28 protein-coding genes and 1 other RNA gene are annotated in these 22017 nt (G+C 72.8%); 18 read left to right on the plus strand and 11 right to left on the minus strand.

The window, feature by feature from the left end; all coding sequences use genetic code 11:
• Both VFW24_10295 and VFW24_10300 read left to right on the plus strand, forming a co-directional pair.
• On the plus strand, window positions 1–260 hold a 260-nt coding region (locus VFW24_10295; GenBank protein ID HEX5267152.1), incomplete at its 5' end, for a hypothetical protein.
• Window positions 257–1480 (plus strand): cytochrome P450, encoded by a 1224-nt coding sequence (locus VFW24_10300; GenBank protein ID HEX5267153.1) that lies wholly within the window; start codon window positions 257–259, stop codon window positions 1478–1480. The genes VFW24_10295 and VFW24_10300, both read left to right, overlap by 4 nt.
• Window positions 1481–1492: 12 nt before the next feature.
• Here VFW24_10300 and VFW24_10305 read toward each other — a convergent pair whose 3' ends face one another.
• Window positions 1493–2797, minus strand: a complete 1305-nt coding sequence (locus VFW24_10305; GenBank protein HEX5267154.1) for an MFS transporter — start codon at window positions 2795–2797, stop codon at window positions 1493–1495.
• A 66-nt stretch (window positions 2798–2863) separates the two neighbouring features.
• On the opposite strand from VFW24_10305, the gene VFW24_10310 reads away from it, so the two are divergent.
• The 3 genes from VFW24_10310 (at window position 2864) to VFW24_10320 (ending at window position 4444) form a co-directional block, all read left to right on the plus strand.
• Window positions 2864–3289, plus strand: a complete 426-nt coding sequence (locus VFW24_10310) for a nuclear transport factor 2 family protein (GenBank protein ID HEX5267155.1) — start codon at window positions 2864–2866, stop codon at window positions 3287–3289.
• A 54-nt stretch (window positions 3290–3343) separates the two neighbouring features.
• Complete coding sequence (locus VFW24_10315; GenBank protein HEX5267156.1) at window positions 3344–4114, plus strand: class I SAM-dependent methyltransferase; 771 nt, start codon at window positions 3344–3346, stop codon at window positions 4112–4114.
• A 102-nt stretch (window positions 4115–4216) separates the two neighbouring features.
• Complete coding sequence (locus VFW24_10320) at window positions 4217–4444, plus strand: hypothetical protein (protein ID HEX5267157.1); 228 nt, start codon at window positions 4217–4219, stop codon at window positions 4442–4444.
• A gap of 19 nt (window positions 4445–4463) precedes the next feature.
• Here VFW24_10320 and VFW24_10325 read toward each other — a convergent pair whose 3' ends face one another.
• The 4 genes from VFW24_10325 to VFW24_10340 are packed head-to-tail and all read right to left on the minus strand — an operon-like array spanning window position 4464 to window position 8274.
• Window positions 4464–5219, minus strand: a complete 756-nt coding sequence (locus VFW24_10325) for a HemK/PrmC family methyltransferase (GenBank protein ID HEX5267158.1) — start codon at window positions 5217–5219, stop codon at window positions 4464–4466.
• A 41-nt stretch (window positions 5220–5260) separates the two neighbouring features.
• Window positions 5261–6460 carry a CoA transferase gene (locus VFW24_10330; protein HEX5267159.1) on the minus strand — a complete coding sequence of 400 codons (1200 nt, stop codon included), beginning with the start codon at window positions 6458–6460 and terminating at the stop codon, window positions 5261–5263.
• Window positions 6457–7566 (minus strand): hypothetical protein, encoded by a 1110-nt coding sequence (locus VFW24_10335; protein HEX5267160.1) that lies wholly within the window; start codon window positions 7564–7566, stop codon window positions 6457–6459. Before VFW24_10335 ends, VFW24_10330 begins: the two co-directional genes overlap by 4 nt.
• Window positions 7567–7575: 9 nt before the next feature.
• Entirely contained in the window at window positions 7576–8274 is a 699-nt protein-coding gene (locus tag VFW24_10340; protein HEX5267161.1) for a VOC family protein, read from the minus strand.
• Between the two features lie 87 nt (window positions 8275–8361).
• Here VFW24_10340 and VFW24_10345 point away from each other — a divergent pair, with 87 nt between their 5' ends.
• Window positions 8362–9462: an S-(hydroxymethyl)mycothiol dehydrogenase gene (locus VFW24_10345; protein HEX5267162.1), complete on the plus strand. Its 1101-nt coding sequence runs from the start codon at window positions 8362–8364 to the stop codon at window positions 9460–9462.
• 15 nt (window positions 9463–9477) lie between these two features.
• Here VFW24_10345 and VFW24_10350 read toward each other — a convergent pair whose 3' ends face one another.
• Window positions 9478–10236, minus strand: a complete 759-nt coding sequence (locus tag VFW24_10350; protein ID HEX5267163.1) for an SDR family NAD(P)-dependent oxidoreductase — start codon at window positions 10234–10236, stop codon at window positions 9478–9480.
• Between the two features lie 97 nt (window positions 10237–10333).
• Here VFW24_10350 and VFW24_10355 point away from each other — a divergent pair, with 97 nt between their 5' ends.
• Both VFW24_10355 and VFW24_10360 read left to right on the plus strand, forming a co-directional pair.
• Window positions 10334–11110, plus strand: coding sequence for an SAM-dependent methyltransferase (locus tag VFW24_10355; protein ID HEX5267164.1), 777 nt, complete (start codon window positions 10334–10336; stop codon window positions 11108–11110).
• A gap of 39 nt (window positions 11111–11149) precedes the next feature.
• Window positions 11150–11512 (plus strand): nuclear transport factor 2 family protein, encoded by a 363-nt coding sequence (locus VFW24_10360; protein ID HEX5267165.1) that lies wholly within the window; start codon window positions 11150–11152, stop codon window positions 11510–11512.
• A gap of 43 nt (window positions 11513–11555) precedes the next feature.
• On the opposite strand, the gene ssrA is transcribed toward VFW24_10360, so the two are convergent.
• Both ssrA and smpB read right to left on the minus strand, forming a co-directional pair.
• Window positions 11556–11908, minus strand: a transfer-messenger RNA (tmRNA) gene (gene ssrA, locus VFW24_10365).
• Between the two features lie 30 nt (window positions 11909–11938).
• Entirely contained in the window at window positions 11939–12451 is a 513-nt protein-coding gene (smpB, locus tag VFW24_10370; GenBank protein ID HEX5267166.1) for an SsrA-binding protein SmpB, read from the minus strand.
• A gap of 76 nt (window positions 12452–12527) precedes the next feature.
• On the opposite strand from smpB, the gene VFW24_10375 reads away from it, so the two are divergent.
• The 8 genes from VFW24_10375 to rdgB all read left to right on the plus strand — a co-directional run bounded on the left by VFW24_10375 (window position 12528) and on the right by rdgB (window position 18225).
• Window positions 12528–12932 carry a M67 family metallopeptidase gene (locus VFW24_10375; protein ID HEX5267167.1) on the plus strand — a complete coding sequence of 135 codons (405 nt, stop codon included), beginning with the start codon at window positions 12528–12530 and terminating at the stop codon, window positions 12930–12932.
• A 64-nt stretch (window positions 12933–12996) separates the two neighbouring features.
• Window positions 12997–13278, plus strand: coding sequence for a ubiquitin-like small modifier protein 1 (locus VFW24_10380; protein HEX5267168.1), 282 nt, complete (start codon window positions 12997–12999; stop codon window positions 13276–13278).
• A gap of 10 nt (window positions 13279–13288) precedes the next feature.
• On the plus strand, window positions 13289–14239 hold the full coding sequence (locus VFW24_10385; protein HEX5267169.1) for a cysteine synthase family protein: 951 nt from the start codon (window positions 13289–13291) through the stop codon (window positions 14237–14239).
• A gap of 91 nt (window positions 14240–14330) precedes the next feature.
• Window positions 14331–15356: an alpha-hydroxy acid oxidase gene (locus tag VFW24_10390; protein HEX5267170.1), complete on the plus strand. Its 1026-nt coding sequence runs from the start codon at window positions 14331–14333 to the stop codon at window positions 15354–15356.
• Between the two features lie 10 nt (window positions 15357–15366).
• Window positions 15367–16176 carry a glutamate racemase gene (murI, locus tag VFW24_10395; GenBank protein HEX5267171.1) on the plus strand — a complete coding sequence of 270 codons (810 nt, stop codon included), beginning with the start codon at window positions 15367–15369 and terminating at the stop codon, window positions 16174–16176.
• Window positions 16161–16886, plus strand: coding sequence for an MBL fold metallo-hydrolase (locus tag VFW24_10400; GenBank protein HEX5267172.1), 726 nt, complete (start codon window positions 16161–16163; stop codon window positions 16884–16886). Before murI ends, VFW24_10400 begins: the two co-directional genes overlap by 16 nt.
• Window positions 16883–17632 (plus strand): ribonuclease PH, encoded by a 750-nt coding sequence (gene rph, locus VFW24_10405; GenBank protein ID HEX5267173.1) that lies wholly within the window; start codon window positions 16883–16885, stop codon window positions 17630–17632. The genes VFW24_10400 and rph overlap by 4 nt, the downstream gene beginning before the upstream one ends.
• 29 nt (window positions 17633–17661) lie before the next feature.
• Window positions 17662–18225 carry an RdgB/HAM1 family non-canonical purine NTP pyrophosphatase gene (gene rdgB, locus VFW24_10410; protein ID HEX5267174.1) on the plus strand — a complete coding sequence of 188 codons (564 nt, stop codon included), beginning with the start codon at window positions 17662–17664 and terminating at the stop codon, window positions 18223–18225.
• 9 nt (window positions 18226–18234) lie between these two features.
• Here rdgB and VFW24_10415 read toward each other — a convergent pair whose 3' ends face one another.
• Complete coding sequence (locus VFW24_10415) at window positions 18235–19227, minus strand: alanine racemase (protein ID HEX5267175.1); 993 nt, start codon at window positions 19225–19227, stop codon at window positions 18235–18237.
• A 37-nt stretch (window positions 19228–19264) separates the two neighbouring features.
• On the opposite strand from VFW24_10415, the gene VFW24_10420 reads away from it, so the two are divergent.
• Window positions 19265–20107, plus strand: coding sequence for an LLM class F420-dependent oxidoreductase (locus tag VFW24_10420; GenBank protein HEX5267176.1), 843 nt, complete (start codon window positions 19265–19267; stop codon window positions 20105–20107).
• 50 nt (window positions 20108–20157) lie between these two features.
• Complete coding sequence (locus tag VFW24_10425) at window positions 20158–20412, plus strand: hypothetical protein (protein HEX5267177.1); 255 nt, start codon at window positions 20158–20160, stop codon at window positions 20410–20412.
• Between the two features lie 14 nt (window positions 20413–20426).
• Here the strand turns inward: VFW24_10425 and VFW24_10430 are convergent, their stop codons facing one another.
• Together VFW24_10430 and VFW24_10435 are read right to left on the minus strand one after the other, a co-directional pair.
• On the minus strand, window positions 20427–21497 hold the full coding sequence (locus VFW24_10430) for a magnesium transporter CorA family protein (GenBank protein HEX5267178.1): 1071 nt from the start codon (window positions 21495–21497) through the stop codon (window positions 20427–20429).
• Between the two features lie 87 nt (window positions 21498–21584).
• On the minus strand, window positions 21585–22017 hold a 433-nt coding region (locus VFW24_10435), incomplete at its 5' end, for a hypothetical protein (protein ID HEX5267179.1).

The raw sequence follows: 22017 nt of genomic DNA on the forward strand, positions 1-22017 counted from the left end.
CGGGGGCGGGACTGTTCATCGCCGTGCTGCTGGCGGCGGCGGGGACGTCGGGCGTGCTGAACGGCAGCATCCCGGCCCCGCTCTCCTGGCTGGGGCTGCTGACCGCCCTGGTCGGGCTGGTCAGCGCCGGCGGGCTCGGCACCTCGCGCAACGCCTTCGGGACCCTGTCGCTCGTGACGCTGATCCTGTTCGAGGTGTGGTCACTGGGATTGAGCCTCTGGTTCGTGATGGGACCGGAGCTGGGGAGGGCAGAGGAATGAGCCAGGCCGAGACGATGTCCGTGCTGGAGCTGATCAAGGACCCGGCCGTCAAGGCTGACCCCTACCCGACCTACGCCCGGATCCAGGCCGCGGGGGCCCTGGTCCCCACCCCGTTCGGCGGCTACATCCTGCCCCGCCACGCCGAGGTGTTCTCGGTGCTGCGCGACGCCCGCTTCAGCAGCAACTCCCGTCACCAGGCCGGCTACCCGCAGTTCACCCAGCTGGCCGAACAGGTGGGGCTCGGGGACGTCCTGGCGCTGTTCGAGCGGGTCATGCTTTTCTCCGATCCGCCCGACCACACCCGGCTGCGCCGGATCGTCAACAAGGCGTTCACGGTCCGGGCCGTCGAGGAGATGCGTCCCCGCATCGCCGCCATCGTCGACCGGATGCTCGATGCCATCGCCCCGGACGGAGGCGCCGATCTGGTGGAGGCGCTGGCCTTCCCGCTCCCGGTCACCGTCATCAGCGAGATGCTCGGCGTCCCCCTCGAGGACCAGGAGCAGCTGCGGGGCTGGACCGCCGAGGCGGTGAAGGCGCTGGATCCCTCGGACGACATCACCGTCCTGTTCCCGGCGGCCCAGGCCATGCGCGAGATGCGGGTGTACTTCGACGACCTGGTCGAGCGGCGGCGCAAGGATCCGGGTGCCGACCTGCTGAGCGCCCTGATCGCCGCCGAGGACGAGGGGGACCGGCTCGCCCGCGACGAGCTGCTCGACACCGCCATCCTCCTCTACGGGGCCGGTCACGAGACGACGGTGAACCTGATTGCCGGGGGCGCCCTCAACCTCCTGCGTCATCCCGCCGAGCTGGCCCGGCTCCGTGCCGATCCGGCGCTGATCAGCAGCGCGGTGGAGGAGCTGCTCCGCTTCGGCCCGCCGGTGCAGCTCACCGCCCGCATCGCCACCACCGACGTCGAGCTGGCGGGTCAGCCGGTGGCGAAGGGAACCGAGGTGGTGGCGCTGATCGCCGCCGCCAACCGCGACCCGGACGTGTTCGCCGCACCCGAGCGTCTCGACCTGGGCCGGGCCGACAACCGCCACCTCGCCTTCGGGGGCGGCATCCATCATTGCCTGGGGGCGCCCCTGGCCCGCATCGAGGGTCAGGAGGCCCTGGCCCGCCTGTTCGAGCGGTTTCCGGCCGCGGCCCTGGCCGACGAGGAGATCGAGTGGAAGCCGACGACCACCATCCGGGGCCCGGCCCGCCTGCCGCTGGAGTGGTAGGCCGGGCCCGGTTCAGGAGGGCGCGCCCTTGCTGAGCTCGGCGGCGGCGTCGGCGACGGCTTCGACATCGGCCAACGAGGGGCGCGGCCGCCCGTCCGGGGCGGCCGTGGCCCGCCACAGCTCGGGCACCCGCCACAACAGCAGGCCCACTCCGGCCACGCACGCCAGGCCGCCCGACCACACCGCGAACTGAGAGCCGCCCAGCCCGGCCGCCACCCCGGCCTCCACGTCTCCCACCCGCGGGCCGCCGGCCACCACGGCGAAGTACACGCCGGCCAGCCGGCCCTGCAGGTGGTCCGGCACGCTCGACTGGAGGATGGCCGAGCGGAACACGGCCGAGACCAGATCGGCGCCGCCGGCCAGCGCCAGGAGCACCACGCCGAGCCACAGCACCGGCACCACCCCGAACAGCGCCACCGCCGCCCCCCACACCACGACCGCCACCGCCACCGCCCGCCCCTGGTGCCGCACCCGCCCGACCCAGCCGCTCAGCAGCGAGCCGACCAGACCACCGACGCCGGGAGCGGCGTACAGGAGGCCGAGGACCCCCGGGCCTCCGTGGTAGAGGCCGGTCGCCAGGGCGGGGAACACCGCACGCGGCATCCCGAAGATCATGGCGTTGAGGTCGATCCAGAACGTCGAGGCCAACAGCCGCTGGCCCCGCAGGTAGCGGAAGCCGTCGGCCAGGGAGCGCATCCCGGCCCGGGTGCCGCCGCCGACCGGAGGCAACCGGGGCAGCAGGGCGGTCGTGACCAGCGACACGCCGAAGCTGCCCACGTCGATCAGGTACACGGTGCCGAGGCCGGCGGCCGACACCAGCACGCCCGCCACGGCGGGCCCGACGACGAAGGCCCACTGCACCGCCATGGTCTGCAACGCCACCGCCCCGGTCAGCTCGGCGGCGGGCACGACCATGGTGGTGGCGGCCCGCCGGGCCGGGTTGTTGGCGCCCTGGAAGAGGGCGGACGCCGCCGTGCAGACGAAGAGCGGCCACAGCCGGGGACGGGACAGAAAGGCGTTGGCCCCGAGCCCGGCGCTGCACAGCGCCATGCATATCTGGCTCACCACCAGGACGCGCCGGCGGTCGGTGGCGTCGATGACGGCCCCGCCGGCCAGCGATCCGGCCATCAGCGGAGCGAGCTGGACCAGGCTGACCAGCCCCACGTCGAGGGTCGAGTGGGTCAGGCGGTACACCTGGTACGACACGGCCACCACGGTCAGCTGGGCGCCCATGCCGGACACCAGTTGACCGGTCCAGATCAGACGGAACGCCCGGTGCCGGCGCAGCGGCCCGAGGTCGGCCACCAGACCGCCCATCGGCGCACGGTACCAACGCCCCGATCCGCGCCGGCGCCGGGTCCGGCGGTGCCAGGATGCCGTCCGGTGGAGACCTGGGAGATGGAGGCGCGCCTCGAGCTGCAGGAGCTGCTGGCCGCCTACTACCGGCTCGGGGACAGCGGGCGGATCGAGGAGCAGGCCGGTCTCTTCGAGCCGGACGGCGTCGTCGAGCTGCACGGCCGGGGTCGCTTCCTCGGTCGCCAGGCGATCGTCGCGGCCTACCGCGGCCTGAACGAGAGCCACGTCTCCGACCCGGCCGTGACCTACATCCGCCACTTCTCGTCGAACTACACGCTCGACGTGCCCAGCCCCACCGACGCGAGCGGTGAGGGCTACTGGCTGCTGCTCGACAACCGCGGCCTGGCCCGCTGGGGTCGCTGCCGGGACTGGTACCGGCGGGGGGAGGGGGGGCCGTGGCGCTTCTCCCGCCGCCTGGTCAGGACCGATCCCCGAGTGGAGGACGCCGGCTGACACCGATGCGGCAGCGAGGACGCGGCCGCGTCGGCGTGGCGCCATGATGTCCGCATGGCCAGGATCTCCTTCGAGCGGGCGGCCGACTTCTACGACGCCACGCGAGGCCTGCCCGGGGACGTTCACGACGCGCTGACGGAGATCCTGGCCGCCGAGCTCTCGGGCCGGCGGCGCTGCCTGGAGATCGGGGTGGGGACGGGCCGCATAGCCCTCGGGCTGCACCAGCGCGGTGCCGACCTGCTGGGTGCGGACATCGCGCCGGCCATGCTGCAGCGCCTGGTGAGCAATGCAGGAGGCACGCTGCCCTTCCCCCTGCTGCTGGCCGACGCGACCGGCCTGCCGTTCCGCTCGGCGTCGTGTGGCGCGGTCCTGGCCAGTCACGTCCTCCACCTCATCGGGTCGTGGGCCTCCGCCGTCGACGAGGTGATGCGCGTTCTGGGGCCGAGCGGGGTGCTGCTGGTCGACTTCGGTGGAGGCGCGCCGTCTCCCTGGAACGGGGCGGCCCGCGACGTCATGCGCCGGCACGGCGTCCTGCACGGCCGGCCGGGCGTGTCCTCACCGGAGCAGCTGGCTGCGCACCTGGGGCGTCAGGTCAGCACGCGGCCGCTCTCTCCCGTGCGGTTCGGGGTCACGCGGTGCCTGGCCCGGGATCTCGACGAGTGGCAGCGGCAGATCCACTCGTGGACGTGGCCGTACGGCCCCGGGCAGATCAAGGAGGCGTGCGACGAGGTCAGGCGCTGGGCCGAGACCGAGAGCTGGCCGCTCGACCGCGAGGTGACGGTCGAGCGGGTGATCCAGTGGTGGGCGTTCGACCGGCGCGACTGACCGCCGTCACCGGCTCCGGTGCATCCCGGTCGTCGCGGCGTCCCGGAAAATGACCGGCGTAATTCCCAGCCGGGCCCGGGTCACCCGGTTAGCGTCTCGTCCATGCACCGGGTGATCTGGCGTCTCGTTTCGGGCCGAACTGGCCCGGTCGCCGCGCCCTCCGGCGCGTTCGTGCTCGTCCACCATTCCGGCCTGACGCTGGAGGGTGGAGACGGAGCACAGCTGGTGTTCTCCACGGCGGCGTCGGCCGACGAGTTCCGGATGCGGTTCACGTGTGAGCCGCCGGCGTACCGGTGTGCCGACGCGTCCGGCCGGCGCGTCGCGGCCTGAACCGGGCCGAGCGCGGCGGTCAGGCGGACTGGTTCCGCCCCGGGGCGGAGGCGCACACCCCGCGCAGGTCTCCGTCCTCGTCCCGCCAGGTGGTGACGGCGGTGTATCCGGCCGCCGCCAGCTCAGGGATCAGCACGTCGTCCTGCCGCCCGCCTATCTCGAGCAGGAGCGATCCTGTGGGACCGAGCAGGCGGGTGGCGGCGTCCACCACCCGGCGCACGACTGCGAGCCCGTCGGGCCCACCGTCGAGGGCCCGGCGCGGCTCGTGATCCCGGACGTCTGCAGGTAGCAGCCGGATCTCGGTTGTCGGGACGTAGGGGGCCACGGCGGTGACCACGTCGAACGTCGCGGCTGCGAACGGCGCGGCCAGATCGGCGCGCACGGTCGGCACCCCGTTGCGCCGGGCGCAGCGAGTGGCGGCCATGTCGAGATCCACCCCGACCACCCGGGCGCCGGGCACCGTGGCGAGCAGGTGGGCGGCCACCGCTCCCGCGCCGGTGCACAGGTCGACCGCCCACCGGCGGGCGCTGCGGGCCAGGAGGCGGCCGGCCCGGCGGGCCAGCTCCTCGGACTGCACGCGCGGCACGTAGACGCCGCGGTCGACGGCCACCGGACGACCGCAGAAGAGCACGGCGCCGGTGATCCAGGCCAGCGGCTCACCGTGCTCCCGGCGGCGCACGAGCGACTCGAGAGCGGCGGCGTCGGGAGCAGCAGCGCTGAGCTCCTCGGCCTCCTCCTCGGCGGCCACGCAGCCGGCGGCGCGCAGCCGGGCCACCAGCGAGGCGGCCGGCGCGGGCCGCGGTGACGCCGGCTGGCTCAGGCGACGACTCCGCGTGCCCGCAGGTCGGCTGTCGCTTCCGGTCCCACGCCGAGCTCGGCCAGGACCTCGTCGGTGTGCTGGCCGAGGGCGGGAGCGGCGCCCCGCACGGCTGCGGGGGTGCCGTGGAAGACGTTCGGGTGCCGGGGCTGGCGGACCCGGCCCGCGGTCGGATGGTCGAGCTCGACGAACAGCCCCGTCTCCCGGGCATGCGGATCTTCGACCAGCTCGGCCGGGCCGAGAACGACGCCGCAGGGAACGCGCTCGGCGTCCAGCCGGGCCATCGCCTGCTCGGTGGTCAGACGGGACGCCGCCTCCCGGCATCGACGCATGAGATCCCCGGCCACGTCGCGGTGGCGGCGCCGCTCGGCGATGGTGGCCACCCTGGGGTCGTCGTAGCCGCCGACGCCGAGGGCTCGACACGTCCCGGCGAAGTCGGCATCGGACACCGGGGTGACCACCCCCCATCCGTCGACGAAGCGCATGGGCGTCGACGGCGGGGCGAAGCTGCCCGGCTGCGACCCGTCCCCGTCGCGCAGGACCTCGTTGCCGGCGGAGTCGATCCACATGAACGACACGACGGCGTCGAGCATCGACAGCTCGATGTGCTGGCCGCCGCGTCCCCGCTCGCGGGCGAGGAGGGCGGCGGTGACGGCCTGGACCGCGGTGAGCGCCGTCACCTTGTCGGCGAGGACCTGGCCGACGGCCCGGGGCTCTCCGGTCGTGCGGTCGGCCTCGTTGGCCACCACTCCGCCGTAGGCCTGGATCACGGTGTCGTAGGCGCCCTTCGGGGCGTAGGGCCCGGTGGGACCGAACCCCGAGATCGAGAGGTAGATCAGCTCCGGGCGCCGGACGTCGGCGTAGCCGAGACCGAGCCGCTCGGCCACGCCCGTCCGCCAGTTCTGCACCACCACGTCGGCGCGTTCGATCAGCGCCCGCACCAGGTCCCGACCCTCCGGGTGGGCCAGGTCGACTGCGATGCCCCGCTTGCCCCGGTTGCACATCTGGTACAGCGCGCTCACCCCGTTGACCGCCGTCCCCACCCAGCGCCCGATGTCCCCGAGCCCGGGGCGCTCGACCTTCACCACGTCGGCGCCCTGGTCGGCCATCACCGCCACGGCGTACGGCCCCGTCCCGGCGATCGACAGGTCGACGACGCGCACTCCGGCCAGCGGCCCGGAGGTGGCTCCGCTGGTCACGGCTCGTAGGTGGCGTGGGTGCGGGGGCGTCCGCCCGGTCCCGAGTAGGCCGATCCGTAGCCGGGGGCGGGGTGGAACTCCACCTCCGGGATGGTGGCCACAGCCCGGGCCCAGGCGTCCATCAAGGCGTCCTCGGCGCAGTAGTCGAAGGGGTCCCCGAGGACGCGTGCCTCGGGCGCGTCCGGTCCCAGCGGGTTGTCGGCCAGCCAGCACGCCGTGAGCCCGATCGCCTCGCGTGACGGAACGAGGTCGCGGTAGCCGAGGTCGGACCGGATCCGGGTGAGATCGAGGACCCGGTGGGTCGGAAGGGGCTGGGCCATCAGCGGCCGGGCGGGCACGGCCAGCTCGTAGGGCATCGAGACCAACTCAATCTCGGCGCCCAGGGCGGCGGCGGCGAGGGTGATCACCTGGGCGGTGCTCAGCACCTCGTCGTCGCCGACGTTGTACACCCGACCGGCGGCCGCCTCGGCCCGGTCGACGGCCAGGAGGACGCCGTGGGCGACGTTGGCCGTGTACCCGTGGTGGTGCAGGGTCAGGCCGCCGTCGGCGACGATCATCCGCCGGCGCCCGTCGAGCACGCGCCTCACGATCGACCACTCCCGGGGGACCGGCTGGTAGGGCCCGTACATGTACGGATAGCGGAAGTGGGTGGCCGTGGGGTGGTGGCGGAACACGGCGTCCTCGGTGCGCGCCACCCGGAAGCCCTTCTCGTCGTCGGCGGGGTCGTCGACCACGGGGCCGTCCTCCGGGATCGGCACGGGCAGCCCGGGCGGGTCGTAGGCCCACGGGTTCATCCACCCCCGGTGGGCCGGCACCCCTCCCACCGATATGAAGCGGCCGCAGCGGCCCTCGAAGGCCTCGGCGATGCGCCGCAGCCGGCCGTACATGCCCATGACCAGGTCGAACGACGGTCCCGCCGCCATCTCGGCCACGGCGGCGGCGTCGAACGGGTCGACGTGGAGATGGGGCACTCCGCCGGGCGTCTCGGCCCGCTCGTGGAGGCCGCGGTGCATGATCGTGACGTCCCAGCCGCGCTCCACCAGCCCGGCGACGATGTTGACCCCGGTCGGACCGGTGCCCCCGATCACCAACACCCGTTCGGCCACGGCCTCTACCTATCCCTGACCGCTCGGAGCGGGCCGCTCGATCAGCTCGAGCATCGTGCCGTCGGGATCGGGGAAGAGGACGAAGCGCAGGACCGGCAGGCCGGGGCCCATGCTCATCTCGACCGGTTCGGACAGGCAGCGCACGCCGGCGGCGGCGAGGGCGGCCACGTCGGCGTCGATGTCGGCGGTGGCCACGGCCAGGCGCCAGATCCCCAGGGTGTTGGCGCGGCGGGGACCGGACCCGGCCCCCTCCACCAGCTCCACGAAGTCCCCGAGACCGAGCAGGCCCGTGTAGAACTCCGAGGACCGCTCCGGGTCGGAGCAGGCGACGGTGACGCCCGTCAGGCCCGGCGGCCCGGGCCGGAGGTCGACCGCCGTTCCGTCCGGATCGGCGTAGACGGCATAGGCCCCCCCACCGACGCGGAGGCGGCAGAACCCCACGGTCGCGCCGCCGTCCCGCTCCACCGGCTCCGGGACGATCCATTGCAGGAGATCGACGACGGGGGCGCCGAAGCCCTGCGGGCCGGCCATCATCCACGCGTCCCATTGGGCCGACTCGAGACCGAACGCCTCCCCGGGCTGGGCCTCGGCCGGCGCCGTCCGGGTCACCGGCTGGAGCCCCAGCACGTCGCGGTAGAACGCCACCGACCGCTCCAGGTCGCGGCAGTTGACGTTCACGTGCACCACGCCACCTGATCCCACCGGCACGAGCGGAGGCTACCCACCCCGTTCCGGGCCGTCCCGCCCCCGGTTCCCGCGCCGAAGCGGACCCGCAACCGGTGCCAAGATGGCGCCATGCCGGGAGGCCAGCGGGTGCGCGGGGTGGTGGCGGCCAAGCCGGGAGCGCCGGTCACGGTGGAGACCGTGGTGGTCCCGGATCCCGGTCCCGGTGAGGCCGTGGTGCGAGTGCAGGCGTGCGGCGTGTGCCACACCGACCTGCACTACCGCGAGGGGGCCATAAACGACGAGTTCCCGTTCCTTCTCGGGCACGAGGCGGCGGGCATCGTGGAGGCGGTCGGGTCGGGGGTGACCGCCCCCCGTGCGGGGGAGTTCGTGGTCCTCAACTGGCGGGCCGTGTGCGGCCGGTGCCGGGCCTGCCAGCGGGGAGAGCCCCACCTCTGCTTCTCCACCGCCAACGCCACCCAGCGCATGACCCTCGAGGACGGCACCCCGCTGTCCCCGGCCCTGGGGATCGGGGCGTTCGCCGACAAGACCCTGGTGGCGGCCGGGCAGTGCACACCGGTCGACCCCGCCGCCGACGCGGCGGTGGCGGGCCTGCTCGGCTGCGGGGTGATGGCCGGGCTGGGGGCGGCGATGTTCACCGGCAACGTCCGGCGCGGGCAGTCGGTGGCGGTGTTCGGTTGTGGAGGCGTCGGTGACGCCGCCATCGCCGGCGCGGCGCTGGTGGGAGCCACGACGATCATCGGGGTCGACATCGACGACCGCAAGCTCGAATGGGCCCGCCGGTTCGGGGCCACCCACACCGTGAACTCGGGGAACGAGGACCCGGTCGAAGCCGTGCATCGGCTGACCGGAGGGTTCGGCGCCGATGTCTGCATCGAGGCGGTGGGCCATCCCGAGGTGCTGCGACAGGCGTTCTACGCCCGCGACCTGGCGGGCAGCGTGGTCCAGGTCGGGGTGCCCGGTCCCGACATGGCCTTTCCCGACATCCCGATGATCGACTTCTTCGGGCGCGGCGGTGCCCTCAAGCCGTCGTGGTACGGGGACTGCCTGCCGAGCCGGGACTTCCCGCTGCTGGTCGACCTCTACCTGCAGGGCCGGCTCGACCTGGCCGGCTTCGTCAGCGAACGCATCGGGATCGACGGCGTGGAGGAGGCCTTCGGACGCATGGAGCGGGGCGAGGTGCTCCGCAGCGTGGTCGTGCTCGAGGACTGACGGCCCCGGGCCCGCCTACTTGGGGGCGAAGTGCTGGCCCCCGTCGAGCCGGATGGTCAACCCGTTGAGCATGGGGTTCTCGACGATGGCCACCGCCAGCCGGGCGTACTCGTCGGGCCGGCCCATGCGCTTGGGGAAGGCGGCGTCCTTGGTCAGGGTGGACTCGAACTCGGAGGGGATGCCGGCGGTGATGCCGGTGCTGAACAGGCTGGGGGCGATGGCCAGCACCCGGATGCCCAGGGATCCGAGGTCACGGGCCATGGTCAGGGCCATGCCGGCGATCCCCGCCTTGGCCGCGGTGTAGGCGACCTGGCCGATCTGGCCCTCGAAGGCGGCTATCGACGCGGTGTTCACGATCACGCCGCGCTCGTCGTCCTCGGGCTCGTTGCGGCTCATGTGGTCGGCCTGCAGCCGGTTGAGGTTGAAGGTGCCGATCAGGTTGAGCTCGATCACCCTCCGGAAGTCCTCGAGCGGGTGCGGGCCTTCCTTGGTGAGGGTGCGCTTGGCGATGCCCCCGCCGGCGGTGTTGACGGCGATGTGCAGCCCGCCGAGCTCTCCGACGGCGTCGGCCAGGGCCGCCTCGGTCCCCTCGGCGTCGGTCACGTCGCACGGATGGAAGGTCCCGTTCAGCTCCTTGGCCACCGTGTCGCCCGCAGAGCCGGCCAGGTCGAGAATCGCCACCTTGGCCCCGCCCTTGGCCAGGCGCTCGGCGGTGGCCCGGGCCATCCCCGAAGCCCCTCCCACGATCACTGCGCCCTTGCCTTGGATATCCATCTCGTCTCCCCGGACATGAGTGCCGGCCGCGCCCGCGCCCCGACGCGGCGCATCCTGGCACGCCGGGCCGCGCCGTCGTCCAATTACGGTCGGGGCGGTGAGACCGGGGGAGCCGTCCCTGACGGCGCGGCGGGTGGCGGCCCAGCGTCTGGGGTTCCCCCGGGTCCCGGCCGATCTCGGCAACCCCGCGGCCGAGGATCTCCTGTCGGCCGACGTGGCCGGGGACCTGGCCGGCGGACCGGCGGGGCGGATGTCGCGCTACCTGGCGGCCCGGACGGCGTTCTTCGACCGGGTCGTGGTCGGGGCCCTCGACAGCGGCATCGACCAGGTGGTCACGCTGGGGGCCGGCTACGACGGCCGGGCCCTGCGCTACGCCCGGCCCGGCGTGCGCTGGTTCGAGGTGGACCACCCCGACACGCAGACGGACAAGCGGGAGCGGCTGGAGCGTCTCGGCATCGATGCCGGACACGTCTCCTTCGTGCCCGTCGACCTGGCGGAGACCGGGGTGGCGCCGGCGCTGGCGGCGGCCGGGTTCGATCCGGGCCGGATGTCGCTCCTCCTCTGTGAGGGGCTGCTCGTGTACCTCGATCGGGACGTGATCGAGCGCCTGCTGACCGCACTCCGGGGTCTGGCGGCGCCGGGTAGTCGGCTGGCCCTGAGCGTCTCGGTGGCGGTGGACGGGGCGGAGGGACGGGCGCGGCGAGAGCAGTTTGCCCGGCGGGTGGCGGCGGTGGGGGAGCCGGCCCGGACCGTCCTGCAGCCTCCGGAGGCCGACGCGCTCCTGCGGCGGACGGGCTGGGATGCCGGGACCGCCGGCTCGGAGCGGGGCCGGGCGGCGGGCCTGATCGTGGCGGCTCCCGCTCCTGTCGCCTGAACCCGCGCACCCGGTCGATCCCCGTTAGCTTCGGCGCCGGTGGACGTGGTCCGGCGTTACCTCGACGCGGTGGCCGGCCAGGACTGGGGGACAGTGTCGGACTGCGTGGCCGCCGACGTCCGCCGGGTCGGCCCGTTCGGGGACGTGTACGAGGGCCACGACCGGTACCTCGCCTTCCTGCGCCGGATAATGCCGACGCTGGCCGGCTACCGCATGGACGTGGAGCGGGTGCTCTCGCTCGGGGACGGGCGGGCGGCGGTGGCCGAGCTGAGCGAGACGGTCGAGCTCGACGGGCGGGCGGTGCGCACGCCCGAGAGCCTGGTCTTCGACCTGGATGACGAAGGCCGCATCCGCCACATCGCCATCTACATCCAGCAGCTCGGCCAGGATGGCGCCCGGTGATCCGGGCCCCCGGGCGGCGCTCACGGGACCGTCCCCTGAGCGCTCGTGGAGGTGGCGGGAATCGAACCCGCGTCCTCCGGCTTCTCCACGGGGCTTCTCCGAGCGCAGCCGGTGGGAGGATCTCGGGTCCCGCCCAGCCACCGGCGCCAGTGCGGGACCCCAGTCAGCTGAGGTGTTCCCTCCAGGTCCGCTGACGAGCCCCGGAAGGTGAGCCCTGCTTAATGACGCCCGCTACCGGCCCACAGGGCTGAGACCGGACGGACGCGCTACCTAATTAGGCAGCGAGGCTGAGCTGAGGCTCGGCGTTTGTTTTTGTTTCCGGCTCTTTAGCGTGGATCCGGAGACCACGGCTCGCTTCTCCCGTTTCGACGACCAGAGTCGAAGCCCTTCACCCCCTTGTATTGGGACCACCCATTCTACCGGCCCTCAGCGGGCGTCCCGCCCGGCCTGGCGCAGCTCCCTCTCGGTGTCCCGGCCCACGTCCCTGGCGGCGATGGCGGCCCGCTTGTCGTAGTGGCGCCGGCCCCGGGCCAGCCCGAGCTCGACCTTGGCCCGGCCCTGCTTGAAATACAGCGAGAGCGGCACGAGGGTCAGCGACTGCTGGGACATCCGGAGGTCCAGCTCCCCGATCTCCCGGCGGTGCAGGAGCAGCTTCCGGGCCCGGTCGGGGTCGTGGGAGCCGAAGCCCTGGGCATGGGCGTAGGGGGGGATGTGCATGCCGTGGAGCCACATCTCACCGCTGTCGACCCGGGCGTAGGCGTCCCTCAGCGTCACCTTGCCCCCGCGGAGCGACTTCACCTCTCCGCCCACGAGGGCGATCCCGCACTCGTAGGTGTCGAGGATGTCGTAGTCGTGGCGGGCCCGCCGGTTGACCGCGATCGGGCGGTTGTTGGGGTCGCTGGGCGCGGCGGACGAGCGGGCCCGGCCCTTCGGGGACATGGCTGGAGGATATGGCCCGCCCTGCCGTCATCCGGTGATGACAGCAAGCGAAGAGCCCGGTAGGTTGCGGGGCGCCATGCTCCGGCTGACCCGCCCCGTGTACCTCCAGATGGTGGCCCACTGCCTGGAAGGCCTGCCGCTCGAGGCCTGCGGGCTGCTGGCGGGCACCCCGGCGGTGGGGCAGGCCGTGGTCTGCTACCCGGCCCGCAACGAGGCCGAGTCGGCCCGGGTGTACCGCGTGGACTCGCGGGACTACCTGCGGGCCGACCGGGACGCCGAGAGCCGCGGTCTCGAGATCGTCGGGGTGTTCCACTCCCACACCCACACCGAGGCCTACCCCTCACCCACCGACGTGGCCCAGGCCCCCGACCCCGGATGGCACTACGTGCTCGTGTCCCTGCGGGACGTCCCGTCGGTTCGTTCCTTCCGGATCCGCGAGGGGAAGATCACCGAGGAGCCGGTTGTTGTCGACGGGCGATAGAATTCCGAGTCAACCAGTCGACAATCTGCCCGAGATTCTCGATCCCGATCACCCGGAGACCCCCGTGGCCGTCGAAGTGCGCCTGCCGACCCTGCTGCGACCGAACGCCGGCGGCCAGTCGACCGTCCGGGGGGACGGCGCCACGGTCGGGGAGGTGCTCTCCGATCTGGTGCGCCAGTTCCCCGGCCTCCAGGGCCAGTTGGTGACCGACGCCGGGGAGCTGCACCGCTTCGTGAACGTGTACGTGAACGACGACGACGTCCGCTACATGGACAAGCTGGACACCAAGGTGTCGGAGGAGGACTCGATCTCGATCCTCCCCGCCGTGGCCGGAGGGGCCCGCTAGGGGCCGGCCCATGGCCCTCTACGACAGCGCTCTGGCGCTCATCGGCAACACCCCGCTCGTCGACGTCTCCTCGCTGAGCCCCAACCCCCACGTCCGGATCGTGGCCAAGCTGGAAGGGCAGAACCCGGGCGGGTCGGTGAAGGACCGCATTGCCCTGGCGATGGTGGAGCAGGCCGAGAAGGAGGGCCTCCTGGCCCCCGGCGCCACCCTGATCGAGCCCTCGTCCGGGAACACGGGGATCGGGCTGGCCCTGGTGTGCAAGGTCAAGGGCTACCGGCTGAAGATCGTCATGCCGGAGAACGTGTCGGTCGAGCGCCGCCAGCTGCTGGAGGTGTGGGGGACCGACGAGATCATCCCGTCGCCGGGCAGCGAAGGGTCCAACGGCGCCGTCCGCCTGGCCCAGCGCCTGGCGGCCGAGCATCCCGAATGGGTGTTCCTCTACCAGTACGGCAACGCCGCCAACCCCCGTGCCCACTACGAGGGGACCGGCCCCGAGATCTGGCGGGACTGCCCCGAGGTGACCCATTTCGTCGCCGGGCTGGGCACGAGCGGCACCCTGCTCGGGGTGGGCCGCTGCCTCAAGGAGCGCAACCCGTCCGTCCAGGTCTGGGCCGTCGAGCCGCCGGCGGGGGAGATGGTGGACGGGCTGCGCAACCTCGACGACGGCTACATCCCGCCGATCTTCCAGGACGGCGGCGGGGAGGACCTGCTGGACTTCAAGACCATCGTCGGGCCCCGCGAGTCCATCGAATGGACCCGGCGCCTGCGCGACGTCGGGATCTTCTCCGGTATCTCGTCCGGCGCCACCCTCGCCGGGGCGGCCAAATGCGCGTCGCGGATCACCGAGGGAGTGATCGCGGTGGTGCTCGCCGACGGAGGGTGGAAGTACCTATCGACCGGGGCGTGGACCGACGACCTCGAGACGGTCGTCGAGCGGGCCAAACGGGTGATCTACTTCTGACGAACGTGATCGAGCGCCGCTGAGCGAGCCCTACGAGCCCCGTCGCCTCGATTGCGACCTGTTCCAGCTCCAGGAACGGGCCCGGGCGGCCATGCCCAGGGGGACGTTCGACTACATGGCCGGCGGGGCCGACGACGAGGTCACGCTGCGGGACAACGTCGACGCGTGGACCCGGCTCCGGCTGCGGCCCCGGGTGCTCCGGGACGTGAGCACGGTCGCCACCACCACGACGGTTCTCGGCACCGAGGTGTCGACGCCCGTGCTGGTTGCGCCGGTGAGCTACCTGCGCCTCGTGCACGACGACGGGGAGCGCGCCATGGCCGCCGGGGCGGCGGCGGCCGGCACCATCATGGCCCTGTCGACCCGCTCGTCGTGCCCGATCGAGGACGTGGCTGCCGCCGCGGCCGGGGCGGCGCGCTGGTTCCAGGTCTACGTGCTCCGTGACCGCAGCTGGACGGGGGAGCTGGTTGACCGCGCCGTGGCGGCCGGGTTCGGGGCCCTGGTGCTGACCGTCGACACGCCGGTGCTCGGCTACCGGAGGCGCGACGTGTTGAACGCCTTCGAGCTCCCCGAGGGGATCACCATGGCCAACGTGGCGTCGCGGGTCTCGTCCGAGGTGGCCGAGGCCGAGGGACTGCTGGCCGCCTACCAGGCCCCCGACCTCGGTCCCGCCGACGTCGCCTGGCTGGCCGAGCGGTCCGGGTTGCCGATCGTGGCCAAGGGGGTGCTCACGCCCGAGGCGGCGCGCGAGTGCGTTGCCGCCGGGGCGTCCGCCGTCGTGGTGTCCAACCACGGCGGGCGTCAGCTCGACGGGGTGTTGGCCACCGCCGACGCGCTGGCGGCGGTGGTCGACGCCGTCGGCAGTGACGTGGAGGTCTACGTCGACGGCGGGGTCCGCCGGGGGACCGACATCCTCAAGGCCCTGGCCGCGGGGGCGCGGGCGGTCCTCGTGGGCCGGCCGGCGGTGTGGGGTCTGGCGACCGCCGGTGCCGAGGGTGTCCAGTCGGTCATCGGCCACCTCTCCTTCGAGCTGGCCGCCGCCATGGCCCTGGCCGGCGTACGCGAACCCGCCGAGGCCGACCGGGGCATGGTCGATCTCCGCTCCCACCACCAATAGCCTCCCCGGCGTGGACGACCGTCCCATCGGGATGTTCGACAGCGGTTTCGGAGGCCTCACCGTGGCCCGGGCCCTGATCGACCTCCTGCCCGACGAGGACCTCGTCTACATCGGGGACACCGGGCGCTACCCCTACGGGCCCCGGCCCCTGGAGCAGGTGACCGAGTTCTCCCGCCAGCTGGCCGCCAGCCTGGTGGCCGACCACGACGTGAAGATGATCGTGGTGGCCTGCAACACGGCCGGCGCCGCCGCCCTGGACCTCCTGCGCTTCGAGCTCGACGTGCCCGTGGTGGGGGTCATCGAGCCGGGGATCCGGGCGGCGGTGCGCGCCACGCGCAACGGCCGGGTCGGCGTCATCGGCACCGTCGGCACCGTGGCGTCCGGTGCCTACCAGCGTGCGGTGGCGGCCATGCGGACCAACGTCGAGCTCACGTGCGCCGCCACTCCCGGCTTCGTCGAGTTCGTCGAACGGGGAGAGACCGACAGCGAGCAGGTCCACGTGCTGGCCGAGCGGCTCCTGCACCCCGTTCGCCGGGCCGGCGTCGACACCCTCCTGCTCGGTTGCACCCACTACCCGTTCCTGGCCCGCACGATCGCTGACGTGATGGGCCGGGAGGTGGTGCTGGTCTCCTCCGCCGACGAGACCGCCTTCGAGGTGCGCGCCATCCTGGCCCGTACCGGGCTGGGCCGGCGCACGGCCGGCAAGGGCGCCCACCACTTCGTGTCCTCGGGGGACGTCGACGTGTTCCGCGTCCTCGGGCGCCGCCTGCTCGGTCCCGAGCTCGACCGGGTCGAGCCCCGCTCGTGGCCGACGGCCTGACCCTCACCGTCCTCGGGGCCAGCGGGAGCTACGCCGGTCCCGGACAGGCGTGCAGCGGCTACCTCCTGACGGCGGGCCCGACGCGTGTGTGGCTGGACGCGGGCTCGGGGACCCTGGCCAACCTGCAGCGCCACATTTCCCTGGCCGACCTCGACGCCATCGTGCTGTCCCACGAGCATCCCGATCACTGGACCGACGTCCAGGGCTTTGCCGTGGCCAGTCACTACGTCCTCCACCTCCCGCCGATCCCGGTGTTCGCCCCCAAGGGGCTGCGGGCCCGTCTGCTCGCGCCCGCCGACGCCTTCGTATGGCACGTGGTGGCCGACGGCTCCGGAGTGGAGATAGGTGCCCTCCGGCTCACCTTCCGCCGCACCGACCACGGCCCCGAGACATTGGCGGTGCGCGTGGACGGGGCGGGACGGTCCCTCGGTTACTCTGCCGACACGGGCCCGGGCTGGTCGCTGACGGCACTCGGTCCCGGTCTCGACCTGGCCCTGTGTGAGGCCACGTATCTGGAGGAGCTGCCCGATGGGGCCAGACACATGACGGCGCGCCAGGCGGGTGAGATGGCGCGGGAGGCGGGGGCGGATGCTCTCGTGATCACGCATCTGCAGCCGACGGTCGATCCCGCTGCCGCCCGGACCGCGGCCGAGGCCGCCTTCGGCGCGCCGGTCGAGGTGGCGGCGGCGGGACTGGTCAGGGTGGTATGACCGGGACCAGGCGCGACGGACGCGGGCCCGAGGACCTGCGTCCGTCCTCGTTCACGCGCGACTACACCGAGTTTGCCGCCGGCTCGGTGCTGGTGACGATGGGGCGCACCCGCGTGCTTTGCACCGCCTCGGTGGACGACCGGGTCCCCCCCTGGTTGCGCGGCACCGGCAAGGGCTGGGTGACGGCCGAGTACTCGATGCTGCCGGGGTCGAGCCCGGAGCGGGTCGACCGCGAGGCGGCGCGGGGGAAGCAGTCGGGCCGGACCCAGGAGATCCAGCGTCTCATCGGCCGCTCGGTGCGGGCCGTCACCGACCTCAAGCTCATGCCGGAGCTGCAGATAATCGTGGACTGCGACGTGCTCCAGGCCGACGGCGGGACGCGCACAGCGTCGATCTGTGGGGCCTGGATAGCCCTGCACGACGCCCTAACCCGGCTGATGCACGGTGGCCGGCTCACCGCCCACCCGATACGCGAGGGGTTGGCGGCGGTGTCGGTCGGCGTCGTCGATGCCATGGCCCTGCTCGACCTCGAGTACTCCGAAGACTCGCGTGCCGAGGTGGACATGAACGTGGTCATGACCAGCACGGGCCGTTTCGTCGAGGTGCAGGGCACGGCCGAGGGGATGCCTTTCAGCCGGAGCGAGCTGGACGACCTCCTGGGACTGGCCGAGCACGGCTGCGCCGAATTGCTGGAGCTCCAGGCTGCCGTCGTGGCCGAGTCCCCCGTGGCGCGCGCCCGGTCCTGACCTCTTCCCGGCGGAACACGATGCGGGTCGTGCTGGCAACGGCCAACCCCGACAAGGCCAGGGAGATCGCCGCGGTCCTGGACGGCCTGGACCTGGTGCCCCGGCCCGCGGAGGTGCCCGACGTGGAGGAGACCGAGCCCACCCTCGAGGGCAACGCCCGCCTCAAGGCCCACGCCCTGCGCGACGCCACCGGGATGCCGGCGCTGGCCGACGACACCGGCCTGGAGGTCGAGGCCCTCGGGGGCGCGCCCGGGGTGGTGTCGGCCCGCTGGTCGGGGCCGGACGCGACCTACGCCAGCAACGTCGCCAAGCTCCTGCGGGAGATGGACGGCGTCAGCGACCGGCAGGCGCGCTTCCGGACGGTCGTGCACCTGGCGTTCCCGGACGGGCGCGACGTGGTGGCCGAGGGGTCGGTGGACGGAGTGATCACCACCTCGGGCCGGGGGAGCAACGGGTTCGGCTACGACCCGGTGTTCCAACCGGACGAGGCCGGTGGTCGCACTCTGGCCGAGCTCACTCTGGCGGAGAAGAGCGCCCTGTCCCACCGGGCGCGGGCCCTGCGGGCCCTGATGGCGCGCCTCGCCCGCGAATAACGGCTGCGCCTACCAGCCCCGGAGGTCCACCGGCCAGCTCTCGAGCACATCGTCACCGTCGACGATGTGCAGGGTGTCGTGGTAGGCGACGGTGGGATCGACGTGAGCCGGCGTCACCCGGATCCTGTCCCCGACGCGTGCCGGCTGGCCGGGGCCGAAGGTCACGTGCTCGTCGGAGCAGAACCACACCGCCGCCCCGTCGATGGCGGGCGGACCGTGGTCCATGCCGAGCGCCTTGAGGCCACAGTCGGCCACCGCCCACTGCGGGCTGACCGAGATCACCGTGGCCACGACGAACAGCGCCTGACCGAACGGCAGGCCGAGCTTGCCGTACTCGGTGTCCATGAGGGCGTAGGACCCGGCCTGGATCTCGTTGGCCCACGTATTGAGGGCATAGGTCCCGGTTCCCCCGGCCGACACCAGCTCCCCACCCGTCTGCCCGTGGGCGGCCAGCAGCAGCTCCATGCACGGCTTGACGCCCTCGGCCCGCGCCTGCTCCTCGGGCAGGCCGACGATGTGGCCCTCGTAGCCCATGACGCCGCGGACCTCCAGGCGGCGCGACCGGGCCAGCTCCGCCAGCCGGCCGGCGTCGGAGGGGTCGCATCCGCATCGGGGCAGGCCCACGTTCACGTCGATCAGGACCTCGCGCACCCCACCGCGTGCCGCCGCCTCGATCGTCGCCTCCGAGTCCACCGCCAGCGTCACCCGGGCGCCCGTGGCGGCTACCCGTCCCAGCCGGGAGGCGTCCACCACCTCGTTGGCCAGGAGCAGGTCGTCACCCAGCCCGGCGGCGGCCATCCCCTCGACCTCGCCGATGGTGGCGCACGTGAACTTGTCGGCGCCGAGGGCGGCCTGCCGGCGGGCCAGCGTCGTGCACTTGTGGGCCTTGACGTGGGGGCGCAGGCGGGGCGGGGGCAGGGCCTCGGCCATGGTCGCCAGGTTGCGCTCGAGGACGGACGCCTCCGCCACCAGCGCCGGGGTCTGCAGGTCGGTCACGCGCACGCGGGAGTGTCTAGTCGAGCCGGGCATAGGGTGGCCCATGCGCTTCGCGATCAAGACCGCGCCTCAGCACACGACCTGGGGGGACATGCTGGCCGTGTTCCGGGAAGCCGACGGCATCGACCTGTTCGAGTCGGGCTGGACCTTCGACCACTTCTACCCGATCCGGGGGGACACCGACGGGCCCTGTCTCGAGGGTTGGATCACCCTGACCGCCCTGGCCCAGGCCACCAGCCGCCTCCGCCTCGGGGTGCTCGTGACCGGGATCCACTACCGGCACCCGGCCATGCTGGCCAACATGGCGGCCACCCTCGACATCGTCTCGGAGGGACGGCTGGAGATCGGGATCGGAGCGGGCTGGAACGAGCAGGAGTCCGGCGCCTACGGCATCCCCCTGGGCACCCCCCGCGAGCGCAGTGACCGCTTCGAGGAGGCGTGCGAGGTGCTGGTCGGCCTCCTCAGTCAGGAGACGACCGACTTCGCGGGCCGCTACTACACGCTCACCTCGGCCCGGTGTGAGCCCAAGGCGGTCCAGCGCCCCCACCCGCCGATCTGCATCGGGGGCAGCGGGGAGCGCCGCACCCTCCGGACCGCGGCCCGGTGGGCCCAGCACTGGAACTTCCTCGGCGGCCCGCCGGCCGACTTCCGGCGCAAGAAGGAGGTGCTCGAGGAGCACTGCGCCGCCGTCGGCCGGGACCCCTCGGAGATCCTCCTGTCGAGCCACCTCATGTTCGACCCCGACCGGGGCCCGGACGCCACCGCCGAGTCGGCCTCCGCCATGGGGGAAGCGGGTGTCGAGCTCGGCATCGTCTACCTCCCGCCCCCGCTGGACCCCTCGGTCCTCGAGCCTCTGGCGAAGGCCCTGGAGCCCCTTACCGCCTGAGCGCCATCCGCCCCTTCCCGAGGGGGCGGTGCCTCGGTACCGTTGGCCGCATGGGACTCATGGACAAGGTGAAAGAGCAGGCCGAGAAGGCCAAGGGCGGGGCCACCACGCTCAAGGCCAAGGTCGAGGAGCGGGTCGACGACGTCCAGGCCAAGCGGAAGTCCGACGACCTCCTGACCGACCTGGGCCGGGTCGTGTACGGCCAGCGGACGAACCGCCCCACGGCCGGGGCCGACGCCGAGGTCGAGCGCCTGGTCGGCGAGCTCCGCAAGCTCGAGGACGAAGGGGCCAAGATCCTCTCCTGACCCGCCCCCGGCCCTCAGGTCGCGGGGCCCTCGGCTGCCGGCATCGGGTGAACGACGCGCCACCGGCGGTCGCGGGGCAGCCGCGTCCGTGACGGGGTGGCGGAGGGGACGCTGGCCTCGGCGCTGAGCCAGCCGCGCCTGCGGAAGAAGATCATCAGGACTATGACGGTGACGACCTGTGAGCCGATGCCCGCCGCCAGGAACACCGGGAGGCTGGAGAGCTTGTCCACCAGCCAGCCGAAGTTCTGCCCGAAGAACCCGGTCAGGAAGCTCATCGGCAGGAACACCGTGGCGATGATCGTCAGCTGCTTCATGACGACGTTCAGCCGGTTCGACACCGTGGACAGGTGGGTGTCCAGCGCTCCGCTGAGCAGGTCCCGGTAGCTGTCGACCAGGTCGCTGATCCGGATCATGTGGTCGTACAGGTCGCGGAAGTAGCGCTCGGCGTCGGGGGTCATTCCGGCCAGCTCGCTCCCCCCGGCCAGGAGGGTGGCGAACATGTCCCTCTCCGGAGTGACCACCTTGCGCAGGGCGATCAGCGACCGCTTCATGTCGAACAGCCGCCCCATCTGCTGCTCGGTGGGCTGTTGGAGGATCTCGTCCTCGAGCTCGTCGATGTGGTCGTCGAAGCGGTCCAGGACGGGGAAGTAGCTGTCGACCAGGGTGTCGAGGACGCGGTAGAGGATCATCACGTGATCGTGATCGGGCCGGGGCCCGCCGGCGCCCCGGCGGAGGCGCTGGCACAGGTCCGCCAGGTCGGGGCAGGGGTCCTGGTGGATGGTCACGAGGTAGTTGGCGTTGTAGAAGCAGTGGACCTCGGTCAGCTGCCCCTGTCCGGTGGCGCCGAAGACAACCAGCAGCGAGAAGTCGTCGTAGGTGTCGATCTTGGGCCGCTGGCCGAAGTGCTCGGCGTCCTCCACGGCCAGGGGGTGGAAGCTGAAGGTGTCCCGCAGGAGATCCACGCCGGCGGAGTCGAGGTCGGACAGGTTCAGCCAGAACCGGGCCGACGAGTCGATCAGCTGCTTCACCGCCGGCGCCGTGACCTCGTGCTCGGTGCCGTCGACCGTTATCAGGTGGCCATTCATCGGCCCATTCTCCCGGTCCCACCCGATCGGGGCCACTCCCGGAGAGGTGTGTGCCGCCGGGGGCGCCGCGCCGGGGGACGGATCGGCTCAGTAGTCGCGGCTGGGCTGGCCGAACGACACTGACTGCTGCGACGAGGCGGGGCTCGTCCACAGATTTCGGGTGCCCTCCACCTCGTAGTAGTACGTCCGCGGCGTGTAGGCGACGGCCACGCCGGATGGGCTGGCGTCTGTCGTGATCGCGGCACCCGTCGCGCCTGTGGTCAGGTTGACCGGAACGACGCTGGGCCCGTTGGCGTTGGTGACGTAGCCCCAGCAGGCGTTGGGGGTGAGGGCAATGCCAGCCAAGGAGGCCCCAGCGACGGTGATGGTGGTTCCGAGCGTGAGCCCGGGAAGGGCTACCGGGACGATCTTGGTCTGCCCGACCACCCACGCCGTCGTGCCGTCCGGCGTGACGGCCACGTCGGACGGGGTGAATCCCACGTTCACCGATCCGGTGAAGGTCCCGTCCGAGAGCCGGAGC

It is taken from the genome of Acidimicrobiales bacterium (assembly GCA_036273495.1).
GTDB lineage: Bacteria > Actinomycetota > Acidimicrobiia > Acidimicrobiales > JAJPHE01 > DASSEU01.